This window comes from Candidatus Symbiopectobacterium sp. 'North America', from assembly GCF_015762685.1.
Taxonomy (GTDB): domain Bacteria; phylum Pseudomonadota; class Gammaproteobacteria; order Enterobacterales; family Enterobacteriaceae; genus Symbiopectobacterium.
The window spans coordinates 35,584-56,631 of record NZ_PEHF01000057.1 but is presented as its reverse complement, the minus strand read 5'-3'; the positions used below and the strand labels follow the sequence as shown (position 1 = coordinate 56,631).

General features: G+C 55.2%; 17 protein-coding genes and 4 pseudogenes. 9 read left to right on the top strand and 12 right to left on the bottom strand.

The genetic code is table 11. The features are described from left to right. The first annotated feature begins 145 nt into the window (after window positions 1-145). The gene (locus CS369_RS13130; RefSeq protein ID WP_196907440.1) at window positions 146-565 is read left to right on the top strand and encodes a hypothetical protein; all 420 of its coding nucleotides are present in this window, start codon (window positions 146-148) and stop codon (window positions 563-565) included. Between the two features lie 39 nt (window positions 566-604). On the opposite strand, the pseudogene metF reads toward CS369_RS13130, so the two are convergent. The 10 genes and pseudogenes from metF to metB all read right to left on the bottom strand — a co-directional run bounded on the left by metF (window position 605) and on the right by metB (window position 11,269). Next, a pseudogene (metF, locus tag CS369_RS13125) lies at window positions 605-1,498 on the bottom strand (methylenetetrahydrofolate reductase). A gap of 167 nt (window positions 1,499-1,665) precedes the next feature. Then, window positions 1,666-2,232, bottom strand: a complete 567-nt coding sequence (locus tag CS369_RS13120; RefSeq protein ID WP_244664987.1) for a metallophosphoesterase — start codon at window positions 2,230-2,232, stop codon at window positions 1,666-1,668. A 4-nt stretch (window positions 2,233-2,236) separates the two neighbouring features. Beyond that, window positions 2,237-2,413 (bottom strand): hypothetical protein, encoded by a 177-nt coding sequence (locus CS369_RS23675; RefSeq protein ID WP_244664985.1) that lies wholly within the window; start codon window positions 2,411-2,413, stop codon window positions 2,237-2,239. Between the two features lie 130 nt (window positions 2,414-2,543). Next, window positions 2,544-3,461 (bottom strand): LacI family DNA-binding transcriptional regulator, encoded by a 918-nt coding sequence (locus tag CS369_RS13115; protein ID WP_244664984.1) that lies wholly within the window; start codon window positions 3,459-3,461, stop codon window positions 2,544-2,546. Further along, on the bottom strand, window positions 3,458-4,264 hold the full coding sequence (locus CS369_RS13110) for an ABC transporter permease (RefSeq protein ID WP_196907439.1): 807 nt from the start codon (window positions 4,262-4,264) through the stop codon (window positions 3,458-3,460). The genes CS369_RS13115 and CS369_RS13110 overlap by 4 nt, the downstream gene beginning before the upstream one ends. After that, window positions 4,261-5,100: an ABC transporter permease gene (locus CS369_RS13105; RefSeq protein WP_196907438.1), complete on the bottom strand. Its 840-nt coding sequence runs from the start codon at window positions 5,098-5,100 to the stop codon at window positions 4,261-4,263. The genes CS369_RS13110 and CS369_RS13105 overlap by 4 nt, the downstream gene beginning before the upstream one ends. A 68-nt stretch (window positions 5,101-5,168) precedes the next feature. Beyond that, window positions 5,169-6,276: pseudogene (locus CS369_RS13100) on the bottom strand (extracellular solute-binding protein). Window positions 6,277-6,304: 28 nt separating this feature from the next. Then, window positions 6,305-7,497, bottom strand: a pseudogene (locus tag CS369_RS13095) (ABC transporter ATP-binding protein). Window positions 7,498-7,640: 143 nt separating this feature from the next. Next, window positions 7,641-10,076, bottom strand: a complete 2,436-nt coding sequence (locus tag CS369_RS13090; RefSeq protein ID WP_196907437.1) for a bifunctional aspartate kinase/homoserine dehydrogenase II — start codon at window positions 10,074-10,076, stop codon at window positions 7,641-7,643. Beyond that, complete coding sequence (metB, locus tag CS369_RS13085) at window positions 10,073-11,269, bottom strand: cystathionine gamma-synthase (RefSeq protein ID WP_196907436.1); 1,197 nt, start codon at window positions 11,267-11,269, stop codon at window positions 10,073-10,075. The genes CS369_RS13090 and metB overlap by 4 nt, the downstream gene beginning before the upstream one ends. 186 nt (window positions 11,270-11,455) lie before the next feature. Between metB and metJ the strand changes: the two genes are divergently transcribed. After that, window positions 11,456-11,773 (top strand): met regulon transcriptional regulator MetJ, encoded by a 318-nt coding sequence (gene metJ, locus CS369_RS13080; RefSeq protein ID WP_196907435.1) that lies wholly within the window; start codon window positions 11,456-11,458, stop codon window positions 11,771-11,773. 83 nt (window positions 11,774-11,856) lie between these two features. Here metJ and rpmE read toward each other — a convergent pair whose 3' ends face one another. Further along, window positions 11,857-12,072, bottom strand: coding sequence for a 50S ribosomal protein L31 (gene rpmE, locus CS369_RS13075; protein WP_196907434.1), 216 nt, complete (start codon window positions 12,070-12,072; stop codon window positions 11,857-11,859). A 336-nt stretch (window positions 12,073-12,408) separates the two neighbouring features. On the opposite strand from rpmE, the gene priA reads away from it, so the two are divergent. The 7 genes and pseudogenes from priA to rraA all read left to right on the top strand — a co-directional run bounded on the left by priA (window position 12,409) and on the right by rraA (window position 20,412). Then, complete coding sequence (gene priA / locus CS369_RS13070) at window positions 12,409-14,604, top strand: primosomal protein N' (protein ID WP_196907433.1); 2,196 nt, start codon at window positions 12,409-12,411, stop codon at window positions 14,602-14,604. A 263-nt stretch (window positions 14,605-14,867) separates the two neighbouring features. Continuing rightward, window positions 14,868-15,842: a DNA-binding transcriptional regulator CytR gene (cytR, locus tag CS369_RS13065; RefSeq protein ID WP_374191065.1), complete on the top strand. Its 975-nt coding sequence runs from the start codon at window positions 14,868-14,870 to the stop codon at window positions 15,840-15,842. A gap of 80 nt (window positions 15,843-15,922) precedes the next feature. Beyond that, on the top strand, window positions 15,923-16,786 hold the full coding sequence (gene ftsN, locus CS369_RS13060) for a cell division protein FtsN (protein WP_196907431.1): 864 nt from the start codon (window positions 15,923-15,925) through the stop codon (window positions 16,784-16,786). A gap of 87 nt (window positions 16,787-16,873) precedes the next feature. Next, window positions 16,874-17,404 carry an ATP-dependent protease subunit HslV gene (gene hslV, locus CS369_RS13055; RefSeq protein ID WP_196907430.1) on the top strand — a complete coding sequence of 177 codons (531 nt, stop codon included), beginning with the start codon at window positions 16,874-16,876 and terminating at the stop codon, window positions 17,402-17,404. A gap of 11 nt (window positions 17,405-17,415) precedes the next feature. After that, window positions 17,416-18,747, top strand: a complete 1,332-nt coding sequence (gene hslU / locus CS369_RS13050; RefSeq protein WP_196907429.1) for an HslU--HslV peptidase ATPase subunit — start codon at window positions 17,416-17,418, stop codon at window positions 18,745-18,747. Window positions 18,748-18,905: 158 nt separating this feature from the next. Then, window positions 18,906-19,819, top strand: a pseudogene (locus CS369_RS13045) (1,4-dihydroxy-2-naphthoate polyprenyltransferase). 107 nt (window positions 19,820-19,926) lie between these two features. Further along, window positions 19,927-20,412: a ribonuclease E activity regulator RraA gene (rraA, locus tag CS369_RS13040; protein ID WP_196907428.1), complete on the top strand. Its 486-nt coding sequence runs from the start codon at window positions 19,927-19,929 to the stop codon at window positions 20,410-20,412. 65 nt (window positions 20,413-20,477) lie between these two features. On the opposite strand, the gene zapB is transcribed toward rraA, so the two are convergent. Continuing rightward, on the bottom strand, window positions 20,478-20,717 hold the full coding sequence (gene zapB / locus CS369_RS13035; protein ID WP_196907427.1) for a septal ring assembly protein ZapB: 240 nt from the start codon (window positions 20,715-20,717) through the stop codon (window positions 20,478-20,480). Window positions 20,718-21,048: the final 331 nt, after the last annotated feature.

Sequence of the window (21,048 nt, the reverse complement as noted above, 5' to 3'; positions counted from 1 at the left end):
TTTACCCTGCAACATATCAATGAAGCTTGAATAAAAAGTGGAATCGAGCCCGGCGCATCACACACATCAGTAGCGAAATTTAGTACTCCATCAGCGTCAATCGGGTTAAGGTCCGGAAAAGGCCGTAAACTGAGAAAGAATATTAATGAAAATATACCAGCAAGGGAGATGTCACCACTACTCACGTTTACCTGCGGATAAGCATGTCAGCAACGGTGATATCAACGATCTCATCATAAGGTTATGGCGCGTTAAATCAATGCCCGATAATCCCCCGGTATTGCGCGCTAAGCGAAAAAAAGAACTGGAATCCATATTAAAAGATACGCGAAGATGTTTAGAGATTATTATCAATAATCCTCAAAAGCATAACTTCAGTAAAATTCCTCGGCTGGATAAACTGGAGGAAAAAACCTATGGCTATATTCTTGACGAGCGAGCCAAAGACTACGATACGGATTCTGAGATGTCACTCTGTGAATCAGAGTCAGAACCCGATAACAGGAATCGCCCAACAACCAGCAAAGCAATAGGGGAAAGAGGAAAAGAAAAACGCACGAAATGACAGTGCGCAACGGTTACGCACTGCCATGATGACTTTTGATCAGCTAGCAGCAGGTCTTACACCCAGTGTATGGCAAATCGCATAACTCAACTCCGCACGGTTAAGCGTATAGAAGTGGAAATCTTTCACCCCCTCACGGCTGAGGATTTTCACCATGTCCATGGCGATCGCCGCCCCCACTATTTTGCGGGTATCAGCATCATTATCCAGCCCATCAAACATTGCCGTCATCCAGTTCGGCACGCGCACGTTCGTCATGGTGGCGAAGCGTTGTAACTGTTTGAAGTTGGAAACCGGCAGAATGCCCGGCACAATCTCCACATCAATGCCCGTGGCGACGCAGCGATCGCGAAAACGTAAATAGCTTTCCGCATCGAAAAAGAACTGCGTGATGGCGCGATTCGCCCCCGCATCAATCTTTTTCTTCAGGTTGATCAGATCGGCCTGCGCGCTTTTGGCCTCCGGGTGAACTTCCGGATAAGCCGCGACCGAGATATCAAAATCACCGACGCTTTTAAGCAGGCTCACCAAATCGGTGGCATACATGTCCGGTTTGCCCCCTTGCGGCGGTAAATCCCCACGCAGTGCCACAATATGGCGAATGCCGCTTTACCAGTAATCCTGTCCTATTTCAATCAGTTGTTCGCGAGAAGCATCAATACAAGTCAGGTGCGGCGCAGCTTCCAGCCCGGTACGCTCTTTGATTGTCTTGATAATGCTGTGAGTACGGTCACGTTCACCAGAGTTTGCGCCATAAGTAACAGAAACAAACTTGGGTTTCAGGTTGCTCAGGCGGTCAATTGAGTTCCACAGCGTATCTTCCATTTCGCTGGTTTTCGGCGGGAAAAACTCAAAGGAAACATTGATTTGCCCCTGGAGCTCCACCAGGCTTTGATTCAGCGCTTCCCGCTGGTTTGCGTGAAAAAAACTCATACCCTTGCCACCCTTGTCGTCACGTTACCGTCATTATTTATCGAACGTCTATACGTCCATATATAAAATGACGGAATTTCAGCCAAGAGTCAACGAATTTCGTTTAAAATCTGTTGATGATTGCTCAAGGTAAATGAATTTTTTTCATCATGCTGTCTCGCCCCACCTTACGAGACGGGAACGTCGTTGAAATGTACGATATGCCCCTGCGCCGTTACCCAAAAAATAGCGTACTGTGGCGTTTCCTGGCTGATGTCAAAACCGGGGACAAAACGCAGTGCAGACTGGTGGTTAGTGCCGCGCACCGTAGTAAAGGTTATGCCGCGCCAGTTACCGCTGGCAGGACGGTGCACATGGCCTGCGGCAATGTGCCGAACGTTGCCATAACGCAGGCAGCATTGATGCAACGCATCGGCAGCGCCCGGCGCTAACCGCACCTCATCCAGCGACGGCAAGCCGATGGGCATCGGTGGATGATGCAAAAACAACAATACGGCTTTGTCCTGGGCGCGGCGCAGTTGGCCTTCCAACCACTGTAAGCGCGTACTGCATAGGTTTCTCGCAACATCACCATTTTGCAGTGAATCCAGCAGAATTACACAATGATCGCCGAGGTTCGTGACATTTTGGATAAAACCGTGCTCATCGGCTAACGCGGGAAACGCGTGTAAAAAGGCCGCTCGGTCATCATGGTTTCCTAACGTAACGCGCCAGGGAACCTGTAATTCGGCCAGCGTATCAGCGAGGGCGCGCAGCCATCATCGGAAAGATCGCCGGAATAACCACCAGCGCAGCGTCACGCTGGTGCGTATTAATATCCGCAATTGCTGCCTGAAAGTGTTGCAGCGGATCGCGTCCGTGCAACACACGGCCTGGCGTCGTTAAATGAAGGTCAGAGAGCTGAATGATTTTCATGGTTTCCTTCTGTGCATCACAATGCGTGGCAGGTTCAAGATATTCAGGCCGATTGGCAGCGCACCAGTGGCGCGCTGACCTCGGCTTTGCTGGCCGGTGCCTGCGGCTGTGCTTGTCGACGTTTCAGCAACTATAGCGCCTGTGCGGCCATCACCACCGGATCCTGGCGGAAGGTGGTCAGCGAATAGGCATCCCAGCCTGCGGCAGGAATATCATCGAAACCGATAACAGCCAGATCGTCAGGGACTGACAATCCTCGCTGACGCGCGCAATCAATCACATCAAACGCCATTAAATCGTTGATGCAAAACACGGCATCCGGCCAATCCAGCGGCGGCTGTGCAAACAGCGCCTGACAGGCACCAAGGCCCCCCACATAGTCTAAATCAGCGCCACGTACCCTGCTCACGTCCAATCCCAACGTGCGCGCTTCATCGCAAAACGCCTGCTCGCGCTCAACAATGTTCGGAGTGGCCGATGCGCAGCCCATCAGCGCCACCTGTTTTCTGCTGTCAGCGGCGAACAAGCGCGCCGCCGTGCGTGCTGCCGTGTCATTGTCGATATGCACGCTGTCGCAGGCGTCGTTATTGCGTCCAATGACGATCAACGATTGACCGTTCAACTGCGCCAGTTCAACAAATTCCTGCGGTGGTGAGCCAGACAACACGATAGTCGCTTCAGCACGATGGCCTAACAGAATCGAACGTGCCGCCGCCATCGCGCCGCGCGTGTGTCCGCTGTTGATCAGCACCGGAATCGAACCGCGCTGAATAAGTGCCTGAGAAAGTGCGGCGACCAGATTGGCTCGAAAGCCCACTTCCGGCTGTGTAACCACCAATCCCACCAACCGGCTGCTGTTCGCCAGCAGACCGCGAGCCAGATCGTTGACCTGATAGCCAAGTTGCTGCGCTGCCGTCATAACTTTGGCGTAGGTCTCTGCCGAGACGCTAGCGCCCGGTGTGAAGCTGCGCGACACCGCCGAACGCGATACCCCCGCGCGGCGCGCCACATCCTGCGCGCTGACATAGCGCTGTTTGTTGATGCTCATTTACCGATCCTCGCCAGCACATCTGCTTTCAGGAAACGTTCCACCACCAACATGAAAACGATGGAAGGCACCAGTAATACCAGCGCGGTTATCGATGCAATCTGATAATTGCCACCCGCCCCGGCGCTGTACAGCATCAGCGGCATCATCTGCACATCCGTCGCGCCGACAAAGTAGCTTCCCGTGAATTCATCCAACGATTCCAGAAAGACAAATATGGCCGCCGCCATCAGCCCCGGAAGTGCTTGCGGCAGGGAGATATCGATAAACGTGCGCCACGGCCCGGCCCCTATCGAAAGGGCGGCCTGTTCCATCTCGCGGCTGATAGCGGCAAACGCCGCTGAGGCAATCCACACCACAAACACCAACCCGTGCACCGTATGCACCAGCACTACGCCAAACAGCGTGCCGTTCAGCCCCCACTGATAAAACAGGCGAGCGATATTCACGTATACTGTCAGATTGGGAAACGCCTGTGGAATCAGAAAAATCAGCAGAATAACGCCGCGCGCAGGCAACGCCAGCCGCGCCAGTGCATACTCGGCAGGAATAGCCAGCGCCAGCGAGGCCAGCACCGTGAATATCGCCACCAGCACGCTATTGCCCAGCGCTTCCCAGGCAACGCTGCGCGCCGAGAACACGCGCCGCCAAAAGGCAAAACCCCATTCAGTGGGCAGCAGGTGCGGATAAAACCATTTTTCCGCCACAGCCCACAGCAGCAGATTAGCCAACGGACCAAAGATGAGGAAAATCAGAATGCCCAGCATAAGCACCTGGGCAATCAATCCAAATACGTGTCTCATGCTTTCTCCCTCATGCTGATACGCAGATAGATAACCGCAAATACAGCCGTCATCAGCAACGAAATGGCACCCAGCGCGTTCGCCACGCCATAGTCACCATAGGCATTGATACGAAAGGCAATATTGGCGCTCAGCAGCGTTGGGGATTGCGCATTGATCATCAGCGGCACCGACAGCACCGACATCATGGTCACGAAAGACAGAATCAGGCCGGTCAACAACGTGTGCCACACTTGCGGCACCACAATTTCGAACAGAATACGCAGCCGACCCGCGCCGAGATTGCGCGCTGACTCCATCGTTCCACGATCCAGCGATGCCATTGTGCCAGATACCAGCAGTGCCACAAACGGCGTCTGTTTCCAGACAAAGGCAAACACGATACCGCGCCAGTCGAGCCAGTTATTGGCGCTGGTGATATCGACGATGCCCACCATATCCAACGCCCCGTTTAGCCAGCCGTTTTTGGCCAGAAAGGTGCGTAGGATCTGTCCGGTGACGATAAACGGAATAAACAGCGGCCAGCGATAAACCCAGCGCAGCAATGCGACCCAACGCGGATTTTCACCCAACGTCAGGTAACCACCGATCAACACAGAAAACAGGCCAATCAGTAGCGTAGGCACGCCAACAATCAGCAACGTAAACAGAATATCCGGGGCGTAGAGCGTCAACGCGGTAACAAAATTGGCCCCACCGATGCCCTGCTCGCTGACAAAGGCTCCACCAACGGACAGCCCGAGCGGTGCGATAAAGCACAGCGCCACCACCAGTAGCGCAGGCAGCACCAGCGCAATACCAGCCAGACGAGAAGAAAAAGAAGGGAGTGGTAACATTCGGTTCTCCCCTTCCCGGCCAGACAGGCCGGGAAGGATGCTATCAATCAGGTCAATAATGCGGGCGATTACTGCGCCATCGCGAGCTCATAAGCATTGAGGATCGCGGCGTTATACGGGGCGATGGGGAAGGTTTTCCCTTTGGTCGCCAGATCCTGCGACGAAATATCGGTAAACAGGCGCTGCCAGACTTCCGGCTTCAGTTCCGATTGAACGTATTTGGCATCAATGCCCGGATACCAATTGAAGCGCTCAACAATGCCCTGCGCCTGTACTTTCGGGCTGGTCGCCAGTTCGACAAACTGCTGGGCCAGTTCACGATTGGGCGCTTGTGCCGGGATCACGTAGTGCATCGGCTGGCCGGGCATGCCCGGTGCAGGCAACAGAAGTTTAAAGTTATCCGGCAACTGGCCATTGGCTTTCCACGAGTAGAACATATCTACCCACTCCGGGCCGATGGCAATCTCTCTACGGCTCAGCATATCCAGCGTGCCCGCATTGCCCAGCGTCAGGGTGACGTTTTTTATTGAACGCTTTCAGGCGTTCAAAGGCCGGTTGCCATTTCTGTGCTTCCGCTTCTTCAAACGGGCTGTTCATCAGCTTATTGGCATCGCCGCCGTAAGCGTAAACCCATCCCATCACAAAGCTGGCGCCCGATGCGCCCCCTTTAATGCCGTTATAGCCGAACTGTTTTGGGTGCGCGGCCGCCCACTGTTGCAGTTCGTCATAGCTTTTCGGCGGGTTCGATACCAGCGCCGGGTTATAGGCCAGCGCGGTTTGGCTGCTGAACATCGGCATCACATAGCCTTTGACATCACTGCCTAACGCTTTGTCTGCCGCCGCCATGGTCACCAATTTGTCGCTCGCAATCGCATCACGGTATTGCAGCAGTTGGCCGCCCTTCATCATCGGACCGACAAATTTTTCGTGCACCACGGCAACGTCGATATCCCAGACTTTGCTGCCTGCGGCTTGTTGCGCGCTAAAGCGCTCAAGGATCTTCTGTGAGCCGACATCGCCCGGCCCGGTGCCAACGGCTCTGACTTTGACGCCTGGATGCTGTTGCTCAAACAGCGGCCCCAGATAGTCGTTCACATAATCGACCATATTTTGATCGCCAGCCGTCAACACGGTCAGCTATTGCGCCTGCGCGGCAGAAATTGAAGCGCCCATCATGAGCGTTGCAGCAAAAATGCGTTTCATGTCAGTGGTCTCCAGTACAAGATTGGGTAGTCAGGCCGGGAAGCGGATCGTGAGAAGCAGAAGCCAGTGATGTTGCAGCGAACGGGGCTGGCGTGTCAGACGCCGGAAACAGGAACAGCGCTTCAGTCGGGATCTGCACCTCAACGCGCTGACCGACGTCATAAGGCGCAGAGGCATGCACCTGTATCCGCCATACGCCACTGACAACCGTGTGCTGCCAATGACCGCCAGGATAGCTTTGTGCCAACACGGTGCCCTGACGCACCAGCATACCGGGAGCCGCTGGCGGCGCTTGTGTCGCATCGTAGAGCTGTGCAGCTTCGGCGCGAAAGCGCGCTTCTACCGTGCCGGGTTGCAATGTCGCATGCCGTGGCACCAACGCCGCACCCTGCTCATCGCCACGCAGCGTCAACCGATCGCCGTCATAGTAGGCTTCCAGCATCAGTTGGTTTTCAGCCCCCATAAACGCCGCGACAAAGGCACTGGCCGGGTGGTGGTAAGCCTGTTGCGGCCTGCCCGCCTGCATCACGCGTCCTTGGTGCAGGATGACGATGCGATCCGCTATCACCATGGCTTCTTCACGATCGTGGGTCACGTGAATGGCCGTAAGGCCCAAACGCTGCTGCAAAGCGCGAATCTCGTCGCGCAGTTGCAAGCGAATGCGGGTATCCAGATTGGAGAGGGGCTCATCGAGCAGCAAGATGTCTGGCTGTATCGCCAATGCTCGCCCCAGAGTGACGTGCTGACGCTGGCCGCCGGAGAGCTGTGCCGGTTTGCGCTCACCCAATCCGGTCAGTCCCAGCATGTTTTCAAGCTGGGTCACACGGCGGGCAATCTCCGCTCTCGGCATGCGCCGTAATTTGAGTCCGTAGGCAATATGCTGCGCCACTGCCATATGCGGCCACAGCGCGTAGCTTTGAAACACCAGCGCCATGCCACGTTTTTCCGGCGGATAGTGGGTAATACTTGGCCGTTGACCAAAACCGCACCAGCATCCGGTGCCGCAAACCCTGCTATAGTGCGCAGCAAGGTGGTCTTGCCGCAACCAGAGGCTCCGAGCAGCGCGACAAATTCCCCTTGAGCAATCTCCAGGTGAATATCATTTAAAACAGGCGTAGCGCCGTACCCGGCATGCAGGTGATCGAGCGTAATATGCGGCGTTAGCGCAGCGGAAGAAGACGTTCTATTTTGCACACCTGTGCACCCAAACAAACCTTTCGATAGCACAGATTGTCCGGGGTAATGATGTCAACGACGTGTTAACGCCATGACATTTCAGTGACAGAGTGAAAAGGAATAGCGGTGGTCAAACGCCACCGCTAGCAAGAGAAGAGGCCTTACAGCAATTGCGCCAATCGGTTGAGATCCGACTGAATCGCCCCGACCGTTACATCGCGTCCGGCACCCGGCCCACGAATCACCAACGGATTGTCGCGATACCAACGGCTTTCGATCGCGAACACGTTGTCACACGGCAGCAGAGAAGCCAACGGATGATCCGGTCGCACCGCTTCCACGCCCACGCGCGCTTTGCCGCTGACATCAAAACGCGCTACGTGACGCAGCACCAATCCCATCTCTTGTGCCGCTTCCAGACGCTGTACCATCTGCTCGTTGAGCGAATCACCATTTTCGAAAAACTGATCGATCGACCCCGCTTCACAGCCCGCAGGCACCAGTGATTCCACCCGCACCTGATTGGGTTCGATGTCATAACCCGCTTCGCGCGCCAAAATCACCAATTTGCGCATCACATCCTGCCCGGAAAGATCGACGCGTGGGTCCGGCTCCGTCAGCCCCTGTTGCCAGGCCTGATCCACCAGTTCGGTGAACGGTACGCTGCCATCAAATTGCAGGAACAGCCACGACAAGGTGCCGGAGAAGATGCCGCTGATGGCCAGAATACTGTCACCGCTGTCACGCAGATCGTGCACCGCATAGTTCACCGGCAGCCCTGCGCCCACCGTGGCGTTATACAACCAGTGACGGCCGGTTTTGGCAAAGGCGTCGCGGATCTGGCGATAACGATCGCCGCTGGATGCGCCCTCAATCTTGTTGGCGCTTATCACGTGAAAACCGTAGCTGGCGAAATCAAGATAGAGATCTGACACGGCTTCACTGGCGGTCACATCCAACACCACCAGGTCATCATAGGGGTGAGCACGCATCCACAGGAACAGGTCTTCGCCATCACGCTCCTGCGCTTCATCATCAAAGAAGGCCAGCACGCGACTGGCTTCCAGACCGTCGTAGTTCAGCAGGCTACGCGTGCTGTCTACCACGCCCGCCAGCACAAACTCAAAACCGGTACGTGCCGAAATCAGCGCCTGCTCACGCGCAAACAGCTCCAGCCAGCGGGAACCAATATTGCCCTTGCCGAACAGTACCAACCCGATCCGTTTTTCTGCACGGAATAACGACTGATGCAAACCACGGATCAAATGCTCCGTCGGTCCCACACGCAGCACCGCCACCAGGCTGATGCCATCGTCGGACTGCCAGACAAACTCGATGGACTGATCTTTTAACTGCTGATAAAAACGGTGGCTGTGCAGCGGGTTACGGCACACGCCGGCCCCGACCATGGCCACCAGCGCCAACCTTTCACGCAACGTGAACGTCACGGGCAATTCGGCCTGTTCCAATGCATGCCAGGCGCTGTCCACCACTTCCGAGGTGTAACACAACTGCACCAGATTGCGATCGGCATGCACGCCAATCGCCAGCGGACGCACTTGCGCACGGCTAACGTATTGTTCGATCTCTTTGTGCACGCCCGCAAAATCATGCTGTGTAGGAATCTGTACGTCGATCAGGCAAACGTCATCGTGGCTGGTGACAATCTTCGCCCCCGTGCCCGACGCTAACACGCGTTCAATGCGCGTAGAGCCTTGCTCCGGGTTGTAACTGCAACGCAGTTGCAGATCGATATCGCTCGCAGACACTGGCTGCAAGGTGCGTGCATGCAGCACCGGTGCCGCCAGACGCGCCAGCTCGCTGGCCTCATCAAGGCGCAGCAGCGGCAGCAGACAGGCATCTTTCACCTTACGGGGATCGGCGCTGTAAACACCGGCCACATCGCTCCAAATGGTCACACGCTCCACGCCCGCCAGCGCACCGATTTGCGTCGCCGAATAGTCACTGCCGTTGCGCCCCAGCAAGACTGTTTCACCGGCCTCGTTGCGGCTGATAAAACCGGTCACCACCAGCCTTTGCCCCGCATGCTGCGTCAACAACTGTTGCAGCAGCGGCCAGGAGCGCCCTTCATCCACCTGCGGCTGTGCTGCCCGTTCAGCACGTAAAAAGTCGCGGGCGTCCAGCCAGTTGGCGTCGATGTTGCTCAAGTTCAACACCGCTGCCATCAGACGTGCGGACCAAATTTCGCCGTGCCCCACCACTTCGGCATAAACTGCATCGGTCACGCCGCCATCCAGCAGCGCCGACAGACGCTTCAGATCGCGGATAAAAAGAGTGGTCAGCCGCTCTGCGGCATCCGCAGGCAGCAAACCTGCAATCAAATCACTTTGGTAACGACGCAGCGCCTGCTGCACCTGATGGGCAGAAAGGCGATCGCTCTGGCTCAGTTTCAGCCAGCTAATCAGTTGATTGGTGGTACCGCCCGCGGCTGACACCACCATCAAATCGCCGGGGCGGCTGTACTCGGCCATAATCCCCGCGACGCGTTGATAACACTTCACATCTGCCAGACTGCTGCCGCCAAATTTATGCAGTTGGCGGCCAGAAACCGCCGCTGATACGCCTAACGCACTCATGCTGCTCCCTCAGTTGCCACCCGGAATGCCCGATCTAGATCGGTCACCAGATCGACCACCAGATCGTCACCGTCTTCAATGCCGACCGAGATACGCAGCAGGGTTTCGGATATACCTGCCGCCGCACGCGCTTCCGGTGCCATGCCCACATGGGTCATGGTGGCCGCATGAGAAATCAGGCTTTCTACGCCGCCCAGCGATTCTGCCAGCGTAAACACTTCCAACTCACCCAGGAAACGGCGCAGGGTGTCTTCATCGCCGTCCAGTTCGAAGCTCAACATGGCACCGAAACCGGACTGCTGACGACGCACAATCTCATGGCCGGGGTTGTTCGGCAGCGAAGGGTGATAAAGCTTTTTCACCAGCGGTTGTGTTTGCAGGTAATCAATCAGTTGCAGCGCATTTTTTTGCGCAGCGGCCATACGCGGGCCAAGGGTGCGTAACCCACGCAGCAGCAGATAGCTGTCAAACGCCGCCCCCGTCACACCGATATTGTTCGCCCACCAGGCCAGCTCTGTCACCAGCGCCGGGTCTTTGGCAATCACCGTGCCAGCCACCACATCAGAGTGCCCATTGAGATACTTGGTGCAGGAGTGCACCACCAAATCGGCCCCCAATGCCAGCGGGCGCTGCAACGCCGGGCTCAGGAAGGTGTTATCCACCACGTTGACCGCACCGGCGTCACGCGCTGCCTGACAAATGGCGGCGATATCCACCACGCGCAGCAGCGGATTGCTGGGGCTTTCCACCAGCACCAGTTTGGGTTTCTCTTCCAGTGCCACCGCCACCGCCAACGCCAACGCCAACGCAGCCGCGTCGCCCTGATCGGCAAATTTTACGCGAAATGCGCCGCGCTTGTTCAAGCTGTCAAACAAACGGTAACTGCCGCAATAGCAATCATGAGGCGCAACAAGCAAATCATCCGTACGAAGAAAAACGGTGCACACCAACAAAATGGCTGACATGCCACTGCTGGTCATCACCGACCCAGCACCGCCTTCCAACTCCGCCAGCGCACGCTGCACCACATCACGCGTCGGGTTACCGCGACGCGAGTAGTCATGGGCTCTGGGCTGGTTGAAACCAGTGAAGTTGTAGGTGCTGGAGAGATGAATCGGCGAAACCACACAGCCGTATTGTTCATCATCATTAAGTCCGCTACGAACGGCAATCGTTGCTTGTTTACGCGTCATGGTCATTTTCCTAACTGGCGGCAGAGTATAGGCTGTCAAGAGTAATCCCAAGCTCAACGGACGTTAATACATCTAGACTTCTAAACTTCTTTGCGTATAGATTGAGCATTGACGGAAATCCCGTTAGAATTACCCTCATCTCATGACGGTTTTATCTTCCTGACGACTATATTTTTAAGGTATCCCATGGCTGAGTGGAACGGCGAGTATGTCAGCCCTTACGCTGAACACGGTAAAAAGAGCGAGCAAGTTAAAAAGATCACGGTCTCGATTCCGCTTAAAGTGCTGAAAATCCTGACTGATGAGCGCACCCGACGTCAGGTCAATAACCTGCGCCATGCAACCAACAGTGAATTATTGTGCGAAGCGTTTCTGCACGCATTTACCGGCCAGCCACTACCGGATGATCACGATTTGCGTAAAGAGCGCAGCGATGAAATCCCTGAGGTGGCCAAGGCGATCATGCGCGAGATGGGGATTGACCCGGATACGTGGGAATATTGATCTGTTGATCGGGCGGTATACTGCTCTGGCCATAGAAACAATAAAGGCACCCAAGGGTGCCTTTATTGTTTATGCGGGGACGCTTATTTTTTGCTGCCCGGCACGCTGAAACGCTTGTTGAAGCGTTCAACACGACCACCGGTGTCAACAACACGTTGTTTACCGGTATAGAACGGGTGGCATTCGCCACAAACGTCCAGGTTCAGATCGTGACCCACGGTAGAATGGGTTTTGATAATGTTACCGCAAGAACACGTTGCAGTAATCGCTACATAATTCGGGTGAATACCTTTTTTCATGGCAAACCTCTGTTAAGGCCGTGTCGCTATCCAGCCCTGTTTCGCCAGACACCACACGAAGTTAAGCACTGTAAGCACAGCACATTGACGCTCTACGATCAGTATACGCTTCGCCATCGCGCCGGTCATTACACCGCGCATAGCAAAGTCGTATAAAGGCGGAGAATCATACAGAAATTAGCCAGCCGATGCAATCAGGTAACACATTTTAGTCTGCAACCTGTACACTGGCGGAGCAAGCCCCCATGACGTCCGCGGAGCGGTAACACATCGTACCGTCGGGCTGCGCTGTGCAGGGAAAACAGCAGAGCGCCAGAGTTATCAGCCGGAGAAAGCATGTCCATCGTTCAGGTCGCATTGCCCGTGCCGCTGGCACGCACATTCGATTACCTGCTGCCCGCAGGCATGACGCCATCGCCGGGCGTGCGCGTCAGTGTGCCTTTTGGCAACCGCAAGGCGATTGGTATTGTCGTGGCGTGCAGCGATCGCAGCGAACTTCCGGTAGAACAGCTCAAATCCATTCACGACGTGCTCGATGCGCAGCCGCTTTTCCCTGACAGCCTGTGGCGCATTCTTCTCTGGGCCGTGGGCTACTATCACTATCCTATAGGTGAGGTGCTGTTCCACGCCTTGCCGATTTTGCTGCGACAGGGCAAACCGGCCCATCGCGCTCCACTCTGGCAGTGGTTCGCCACCGAACAAGGTAAAGCCACACCGCTCGCCACGCTGGTGCGCGCCCGCAAACAGCAGCAGGCGCTGGCAGCCCTGATGCAAGGTGCGCTGTACCGCCATCAAGTAAATGAATCCGGTCTGACGGAGACAGCATTGCAGGCACTGCGCACCAAAGGGTTGTGCGATCTCAAGGCCATCGACGCGGAGGTGCAGGACTGGCGTCGCCAGCCCATCACCCATGATGAACGGCTGCGCCTCAATACCGAGCAGGCGACCGCAGTGGGTGCTATTCGCAGCGAAGACAGCCATTTTACCGCCTGGCTACTGGCCGGGATCACCGGCTCCGGCAAAACCGAAGTGTACCTGAGCGCGCTGGAAAACGTGTTATCACAAGGCAAGCAGGCACTGGTGCTGGTGCCCGAGATCGGCCTGACGCCGCAGACCATTGCCCGTTTCCGCGCACGCTTCATCGCGCCAGTGGATGTGCTGCACTCGGGACTGAACGACAGCGAGCGTCTGGCGGTTTGGCTACGCGCACGCAGCGGAGAATCCACGATTGTCATTGGCACCCGGTCTGCGCTGTTTACTCCGTTTGCCCGCCTGGGAATGATCATCATCGATGAAGAGCACGACGGCTCATATAAACAGCATGAAGGATGGCGCTATCATGCGCGTGATTTGGCGGTGTTCCGCGCCAGAGAGGAAAATATTCCCATCGTGCTCGGCTCCGCCACGCCTGCGCTGGAAACGCTCTACAATGTGCAGAACGGCAAATACCGTCAGCTCACGCTTCGCAAGCGTGCGGGCAATGCACAACCTGCGCGCCAGCATATCCTCGATGTCAAAGGATTACCGCTCACCAGCGGCCTGTCACAGCCGCTGATTACCCGCATTCGCCACCATTTGGAACACAACAATCAGGTCATCCTGTTTCTTAATCGCCGGGGTTTTTCGCCGGTAGTGATGTGTCACGAATGCGGTTGGATCGCCGAATGCCAGCGCTGCGAGCACTATTACACCTATCACCAGCAGCAGCGTCAGCTCCGTTGTCACCATTGTGACAGCCAGTGTCCGGTGCCGCAGCAGTGTCCGCACTGCGGTTCAACGCATCTGGTGCCAGTTGGTTTGGGCACCGAGCAGTTGGAGGAATCGCTGACCTCCCTGTTCACCGATGTGCCCATTACCCGTATCGATCGCGACACCACCAGCCGCAAAGGCATGCTGGAACAGCAACTGGCGCAGGTGCGTCAAGGAGATGCGCGCATTCTTATAGGAACGCAGATGCTGGCAAAAGGACACCATTTCCCGGATGTCACTCTGGTGGCGCTGCTGGATGTCGATAGCTCGCTGTTTTCCGCCGATTTTCGTGCAACAGAACGTTTTGCCCAGCTCTATATGCAGGTTTCCGGACGCGCCGGACGCGCCGGGAAGAGCGGCGAAGTGGTGCTGCAAACCCATCACCCTGACCATCCGTTACTGCAATTGCTGCTACAAAAGGGCTATGACGCCTTCGCCAGTCAGACGCTGAAAGAGCGCCAAAGCGTGTTTCTGCCCCCCTACACCAGCCACATTCTGTTCCGCGCCGACGATCACGATAATCAGCATCCGCCGCTTTTCCTCCAGCAACTGCGCAACCTGCTGGAAAGCAGCCCGCTCAAGGATGACGCGCTCTGGCTGCTCGGTCCGGTTCCCGCATTGCAACCCAAACGCGCCGGGCGCTTTCGCTGGCAATTGCTGTTGCAGCACCCTTCCCGCGCCACGCTTCAGCGTGTCGTTAAAGCCTCACTGCCGCTTATCCCGCTACTGCCCGAAGCGCGAAAAGTGAAATGGGTGTTGGATGTCGACCCCAGCGATAACTGATCGCCGTCGTTAACGCACCACGAAAAAATGCTAACGGTGCCGAAAAAATGACATCCGTCACATCTTTTATGCAATCTGAGCAGCAAAACTTGCGCGCCATCTGTTAAGCGTATGCAGAGAAACAGTATCCTTAGCAAAATGGGTGGTATAAGCCTGTAGGGCAAAAAAATCGGGCGGCGTGCGTGCCGCCGTCCTGTTCGCCAATCGCATACGATGTAAGGAGAACCGCGTTGGACTATAAAAATGACACCACGCCGGCGACGATGAAAGACGTGGCAGAGGTCGCGGGTGTATTGACGGCCACGGTCTCCCGAACGTTAATGAACCCGGAGAAGGTCTCGAGCCAAACGCGTAAGCGGGTTGAACAAGCCGTGCTCACCGTGGGTTACGCGCCGCATGCGCTTGCCCGTCACGTAAAACGCAGCGAGTCACGCACGCTGCTCAAGATTGTGCCAGATATTTGCGATCCCTTTTTTACCGATGTCCTGCGTGGTATCGAAGAAACCGCCGCAAAACAAGGTTATCTGGTACTGATTGGCGATTGCGCTCACCAGCATCAAAAAGAAAAGTCCTTCGTGGATTTGATTATCACCAAGCAGATTGATGGCATGTTGCTGCTCGGGGCCAACCTGCCGCCGATGGTGATGGTCAACGAGTTCTCACCCGATCTGAAATTGCCGACGGTGCACATCGATAATCTCACCGCCGCCTTTGATGCCGTTTATTATCTGCACCGGCTCGGACATCGCCGTATTGCCTGTATCGCGGGTCCCGAAAACATGCATCTGAGCGAATACCGCTTGCAAGGGTATATTCAGGCGCTGCGCCGCAGCGGCATTCAAGTGGATAATCAGTATATCTATCGCGGCAGCTTCAGTTATGAAACCGGCGTGAACGGGCTGATGATGCTGATGAAGCACCCGGCACCGCCCAGCGCCATATTTTGCCACAGCGACATGATGGCGATGGGAGTGCTCTCTCAAGCGAAAAAAATGAAGCTGGATGTTCCCAAAGATCTGTCGCTGGTGGGTTTTGATGATATCGAGCAGGCACAATACTGTTTTCCAGCGCTCACTACCGTCGCCCAGCCCCGCTATGAACTGGGGTGTGAATCCATGCATCTGCTATTGGAAGAATTGCAGGGCCATGCGGTGCCCAGCGGTTCACGGTTACTCAACAGCAAACTAGTTATTCGTGACAGCACGGCCACACCAAATTACGCTCGTTATCGGGTTTAAGAATTCCGGTGCTGGTCAAAGTTTTTAGGGTTCAGTAACATGCTCCCTAAATCTTTCATTTCATTTGTAGCGAAACGACAGTGGCACAACGAGATTACGTCAGCCGTGGGCGCTCAGGCGCGCGACGAAAAAAGACAACCAGTCGAAGAGGTAGCTCTTCGTCTAGCGTCTCTAAGCTCATGATAATGCTGGCTGTTGCCGTTCTGGTGACCTTCGCGGGCGGGCTCTATTTTATCGCCAACAACAAGCCTGCTGAGTCGCCAGTGCTACCGCGCAGCGCCACCAACAACGGCAATGGTCTGCCACCGAAGCCGGAAGAGCGCTGGCGTTATATTAAAGAACTGGAGAATCGTCAGTTGGGCGTTCCTGAGCCAACGGCACCCAATTCCGGTGGAGAAATCAAATCACCGGTCCAACTCACGCAAGAACAACGCCAACTGCTAGAGCAGATGCAGGAGGATATGCGCCGTGCACCGACGCAGCTGTCAGAAGTGCCTTATAACGATCAAACGCCGGTGCCTCGCTCCCAGGTCACCATCACCGCGCCCAAAACCGTCGTGGTACCGCCGGTAGCAACCACGCCGACGGTGACGCAGCCGCCCGTGAGTACGCGTGCGCCCGTTACTGCCCCCGCGACACAGCCCGCTACACCTAAGCAGGAAACGACAAAACAGGTGGAAACCACGAAGCAGCCGGAAACGCCCAAACCAGAAAAAGCACAGCGCTGGATGGTACAGTGTGGTTCGTTTAAAACGCTGGAACCGGCAGAATCAGTACGCGCACAGTTGGCTTTTGCCGGTATCGAAAGCCGCATCGCCAGCAGTGGCGGCTGGAATCGCATCACGTTAGGGCCGTATAAAGATCGCGCCACCGCCGACAAAATGTTATCGCGCCTGAAAGACGCTGGCGCAGCAAACTGCATTCCTCTCGCTGCCGGGGGTTGAAAACTCCTAAGCGGTCCCCCATCTACAACATTAATATGCCCCACAGCATTGTGGGGTTCTTTTTCCTTATCTAGCGGGGATTGACGCGTGACAACTATAGTAAGTGTACGTCGCAACGGCCACGTGGTGATTGGCGGCGACGGCCAAGCCACATTGAGAAACACGGTCATGAAGGGCAACGTGCGCAAAGTACGCCGCCTGTACAACGACAACGTGATCTCGGGCTTTGCGGGCGGCACCGCTGACGCCTTTACGCTGTTCGAGATGTTTGAACGCAAGCTGGAACTGCATCAAGGCCACCTGGTCAAGGCTGCCGTGGAATTGGCAAAAGACTGGCGCACCGACCGTATGCTACGCCGTCTGGAGGCTCTGCTGGCCGTCGCAGACGAAAACGCGTCGCTTATCATCACCGGTAACGGCGATGTAATTCAACCGGAAAACGATTTGATTGCTATCGGTTCTGGCGGCCCGTATGCGCAAGCCGCAGCCAGAGCGCTGCTGGAGAACACCGAGCTCAGCGCGCGCGAGATTGTTGAAAAGTCGCTGGGTATCGCAGGCGATATCTGCATCTACACCAATCAGTTCCACACGATTGAAGAATTAGCCTCCAAGGCGTAAGGAATGACATCATGTCTGAAATGACCCCGCGCGAAATCGTTAGCGAGCTCGACAGCTACATCATCGGTCAGCACAAGGCCAAACGTGCGGTGGCAATCGCATTGCGTAACCGCTGGCGCCGTATGCAGCTTTCCGACGCGTTACGCAATGAAGTGACACCCAAGAACATCCTGATGATCGGGCCGACCGGTGTCGGTAAAACTGAGATTGCCCGTCGTCTGGCCAAACTGGCCAACGCCCCGTTTATCAAAGTGGAAGCCACTAAATTCACTGAAGTCGGCTATGTTGGTAAGGAAGTCGACTCCATCATCCGCGATCTGACGGATGCGGCCATCAAAATAATGCGCCAACAATCGCTGGAAAAAAACCGCTTCCGCGCTGAAGAGATGGCCGAAGAACGCATTCTGGATGCGCTGATTCCCCCAGCAAAAAATAACTGGGGTCAGCCGGAAGAGCCGCAAGAACCTTCTGCGGCGCGTCAGGCCTTCCGCAAAAAATTGCGTGAAGGGCAGTTAGACGACAAAGAAATTGAAATCAATCTGGCAGCTACCCCGATGGGCGTTGAAATCATGGCCCCTCCCGGCATGGAAGAAATGACCAATCAGTTGCAGTCCATGTTCCAGAATCTGGCAGGTCAAAAGCAGAAAGCGCACAAGATGAAAATCAAAGATGCCTTCAAGCTGCTGGTCGAAGAAGAAGCCGCCAAACTGGTGAACCCAGAAGAGCTGAAACAGCAGGCTATCGAGTCCGTTGAGCAACACGGTATCGTGTTTATCGATGAGATCGACAAAATCTGCAAACGCGGGGAAACTTCTGGCCCGGACGTCTCTCGTGAAGGGGTACAGCGCGATCTGCTGCCGCAGGTGGAAGGCTGTACGATCTCTACCAAACACGGCATGGTGAAAACCGATCATATCCTGTTTATCGCCTCCGGTGCGTTCCAGGTCTCCAGCCCGTCAGATCTGATCCCCGAGCTGCAAGGGCGTTTACCTATCCGCGTTGAGCTGCAAGCGCTGACCACGGAAGATTTCGAACGCATCCTGACGGAGCCCAGCGCATCACTGACCGAACAGTACAAAGCGTTGCTGGCGACGGAAGGCGTGGATATCGTCTTCACGACGGACGGCATTCGCCGGATTGCCGAAGCGGCCTGGCAGGTCAACGAGCGCACCGAGAACATCGGCGCACGTCGTCTGCACACTGTTTTGGAGCGTTTGATCGAAGAGATCTCTTACGATGCCAGCGAAATGAACGGTCAAACTGTTACCGTGGACGCAGAATACGTGCGTAGTCATCTTGACGAGCTCGTAGCAGATGAAGATCTGAGCCGTTTTATCTTATAATCCCTACAATTCGGATTGTCCTGTTGCGCAAACGCTCTGTTTGGCAAATGATGGGAGGCTGATGCCTCCCATTTGCGTTTCTGGCCAGCGCTCATGGACTGGACTTCTCATTCACACATGCATGCGACAGACATTGCATTGAAAAAAAGAAACATATCATGATCTTATCAACCCAAAGCAGCAAAACCAAAGCCTGGCTGGACAGCTTGCGTCCGAAAACGCTTCCATTAGCGTTTGCGCCCATTGTGACGGGCTCCGCCATCGCCAGCTGGCACAACAATTTTAAACCGGGTATCGCTCTGCTGGCGCTACTGACCGCCGGACTGCTGCAAATCCTCTCCAATCTGGCGAACGATTACGGTGATGCGGTAAAAGGCAGCGATACCGAAACCCGTATCGGGCCTTTGCGCGGCATCCAAACTGGCGTTATCTCGCTGTCGCAGTTGCTCATGGCGCTGATCGTCACCGTGGTCCTGACCATCGTGTCCGGGCTGTCGCTGGTCATCATGGCGTGCGAAAAACCGTCGGATATCATCGGCTTTCTGATCCTCGGGGTGCTGGCGATGGTCGCCGCCATTAGCTATACCGTGGGCAACAAACCCTACGGTTATATGGGACTGGGGGACATATCCGTCATGATTTTCTTTGGCTGGCTCAGCGTCGCAGGCTCCTATTACCTGCAAACCGGCCATTTTGACAGCATCGTTATGCTGCCCGCCACCGCCTGTGGCCTGCTCGCTACTGCGGTGCTGAACATCAACAGTTTGCGCGATATCGACAACGATCGTCTCAGTGGTAAAAACACGCTGGCCGTTCGCCTCGGTGCGCAGCGTGCCCGGTGCTACCATTCCCTGCTGTTGCTGACCGCGCCGCTGTGTCTGGCCCTGTTTGCCATGTTTTATCTGCACACGCTGGCTGGCTGTTTATCCTGACCCTGCCGCTACTGCTCAAGCAGGCAGCCTATGTGCGCCGTGAAATCAGTCCGTTCAGCATGCGTCCCATGCTGGAAAAAACCGTAAAGGGTGCGCTGCTGACCAATTTGCTGTTTGCTGTGGGTGTGATGCTCAGCTAAGCGGTGAGTATTTACTGATACGCATCAAGTTAACATTTGATGATTTTGCCAACACTTGCCTTTAAGGGATATACTCAGGATCCCGGCGGCAAACTGACGTAAATCCGATGAAATACGATACTTCCGAGCTGTGCGATATCTATCACGAAGAGGTGAACGTTGTTGAACCTCTGTTTTCCAACTTTGGAGGACGCACTTCCTTTGGTGGCAAAATCACCACGGTGAAATGCTTTGAGGATAACGGCATCCTCTACGATGTGCTGGAAGAGAGCGGCGTAGGTCGTGTACTTCTGGTGGATGGCGGCGGTTCTGTGCGTCGTGCCTTGATCGATGCTGAACTGGCCCGTCTGGCGACACAAAACGCCTGGGAAGGCATCGTGGTCTACGGTGAGGTGCGCCAGGTGGACGATCTGGAAGAGTTGGATATCGGCATTCAGGCCATAGCCGCTATTCCGGTGGGTGCCGCCAGCGAAGGGGTTGGCGAAAGCGATATTCGCGTCAATTTCGGCGGTGTAACCTTCTTCTCCGGCGATCATCTGTATGCCGACAATACCGGCATTATCCTGTCGGAAGATCCACTGGATATCGAATAGTTCGACAGTAGCATATTGATAAAAAAGGGCGCAGTGCGCCCTTTTTTGACTTTTGCGTTTCTCGCTTAGACTTCTTCCATCTTGCCCAACAGCGCGCGCAGGCGTTCCTGCCAGATAAACTGTTCTTCTTTCAAGTGTTCGTTTTCACGCACCAGCGTTTCACGGGATTCAGCGGCCTGTTGCACTTCCTGGCTCAACTGATCGTTCTTTTCCTTCAGCTCTTCGATTTCCATTTGCAATAATGTAATAGTATCAATTGCTTGTTGAACTTTGGCTTCCAGTTTCTCAAACACTTCAAATGACATTCTTCAACCCCTTTTAATCGCAAGGCACCAATGAGGCGTACTATCTCCCCTTCCCATGCCAATCCCGCTTCACATACGCTCGCTATCACGCTTGCGTTTAGGATGGCACTCCACGAGCACGCCTCTTTCGTTCAGTGTATCGGTAAATTGTATGGGGCTGTCAGGGCGCTGTCTAGCAGCCATCCACTCTGATGGAAGTCTTGATCGTTTTTTAAACGCAACAATCAGTACAAACTGAAATTACGTGCTTGCTTGCGTAATAATTTGCACGCTACCCTTTTGCCCACTCGCGCTCATGTTAACAACGTTAACGCCGTCATTAACATGAAAC

What these genes read in the sequence shown, in the direction of transcription:
- CS369_RS13130 (WP_196907440.1), top strand. Translation starts at nt 146, where the DNA reads ATGAAAATATACCAGCAAGGGAGATGTCACCACTACTCACGTTTACCT.
- CS369_RS23675 (WP_244664985.1), bottom strand. Translation starts at nt 2,413, where the DNA reads ATGAAAATCATTCAGCTCTCTGACCTTCATTTAACGACGCCAGGCCGT.
- CS369_RS13115 (WP_244664984.1), bottom strand. Translation starts at nt 3,461, where the DNA reads ATGAGCATCAACAAACAGCGCTATGTCAGCGCGCAGGATGTGGCGCGC.
- CS369_RS13110 (WP_196907439.1), bottom strand. Translation starts at nt 4,264, where the DNA reads ATGAGACACGTATTTGGATTGATTGCCCAGGTGCTTATGCTGGGCATT.
- CS369_RS13105 (WP_196907438.1), bottom strand. Translation starts at nt 5,100, where the DNA reads ATGTTACCACTCCCTTCTTTTTCTTCTCGTCTGGCTGGTATTGCGCTG.
- CS369_RS13090 (WP_196907437.1), bottom strand. Translation starts at nt 10,076, where the DNA reads ATGAGTGCGTTAGGCGTATCAGCGGCGGTTTCTGGCCGCCAACTGCAT.
- metB (WP_196907436.1), bottom strand. Translation starts at nt 11,269, where the DNA reads ATGACGCGTAAACAAGCAACGATTGCCGTTCGTAGCGGACTTAATGAT.
- metJ (WP_196907435.1), top strand. Translation starts at nt 11,456, where the DNA reads ATGGCTGAGTGGAACGGCGAGTATGTCAGCCCTTACGCTGAACACGGT.
- rpmE (WP_196907434.1), bottom strand. Translation starts at nt 12,072, where the DNA reads ATGAAAAAAGGTATTCACCCGAATTATGTAGCGATTACTGCAACGTGT.
- priA (WP_196907433.1), top strand. Translation starts at nt 12,409, where the DNA reads ATGTCCATCGTTCAGGTCGCATTGCCCGTGCCGCTGGCACGCACATTC.
- cytR (WP_374191065.1), top strand. Translation starts at nt 14,868, where the DNA reads ATGAAAGACGTGGCAGAGGTCGCGGGTGTATTGACGGCCACGGTCTCC.
- hslU (WP_196907429.1), top strand. Translation starts at nt 17,416, where the DNA reads ATGTCTGAAATGACCCCGCGCGAAATCGTTAGCGAGCTCGACAGCTAC.
- rraA (WP_196907428.1), top strand. Translation starts at nt 19,927, where the DNA reads ATGAAATACGATACTTCCGAGCTGTGCGATATCTATCACGAAGAGGTG.
- zapB (WP_196907427.1), bottom strand. Translation starts at nt 20,717, where the DNA reads ATGTCATTTGAAGTGTTTGAGAAACTGGAAGCCAAAGTTCAACAAGCA.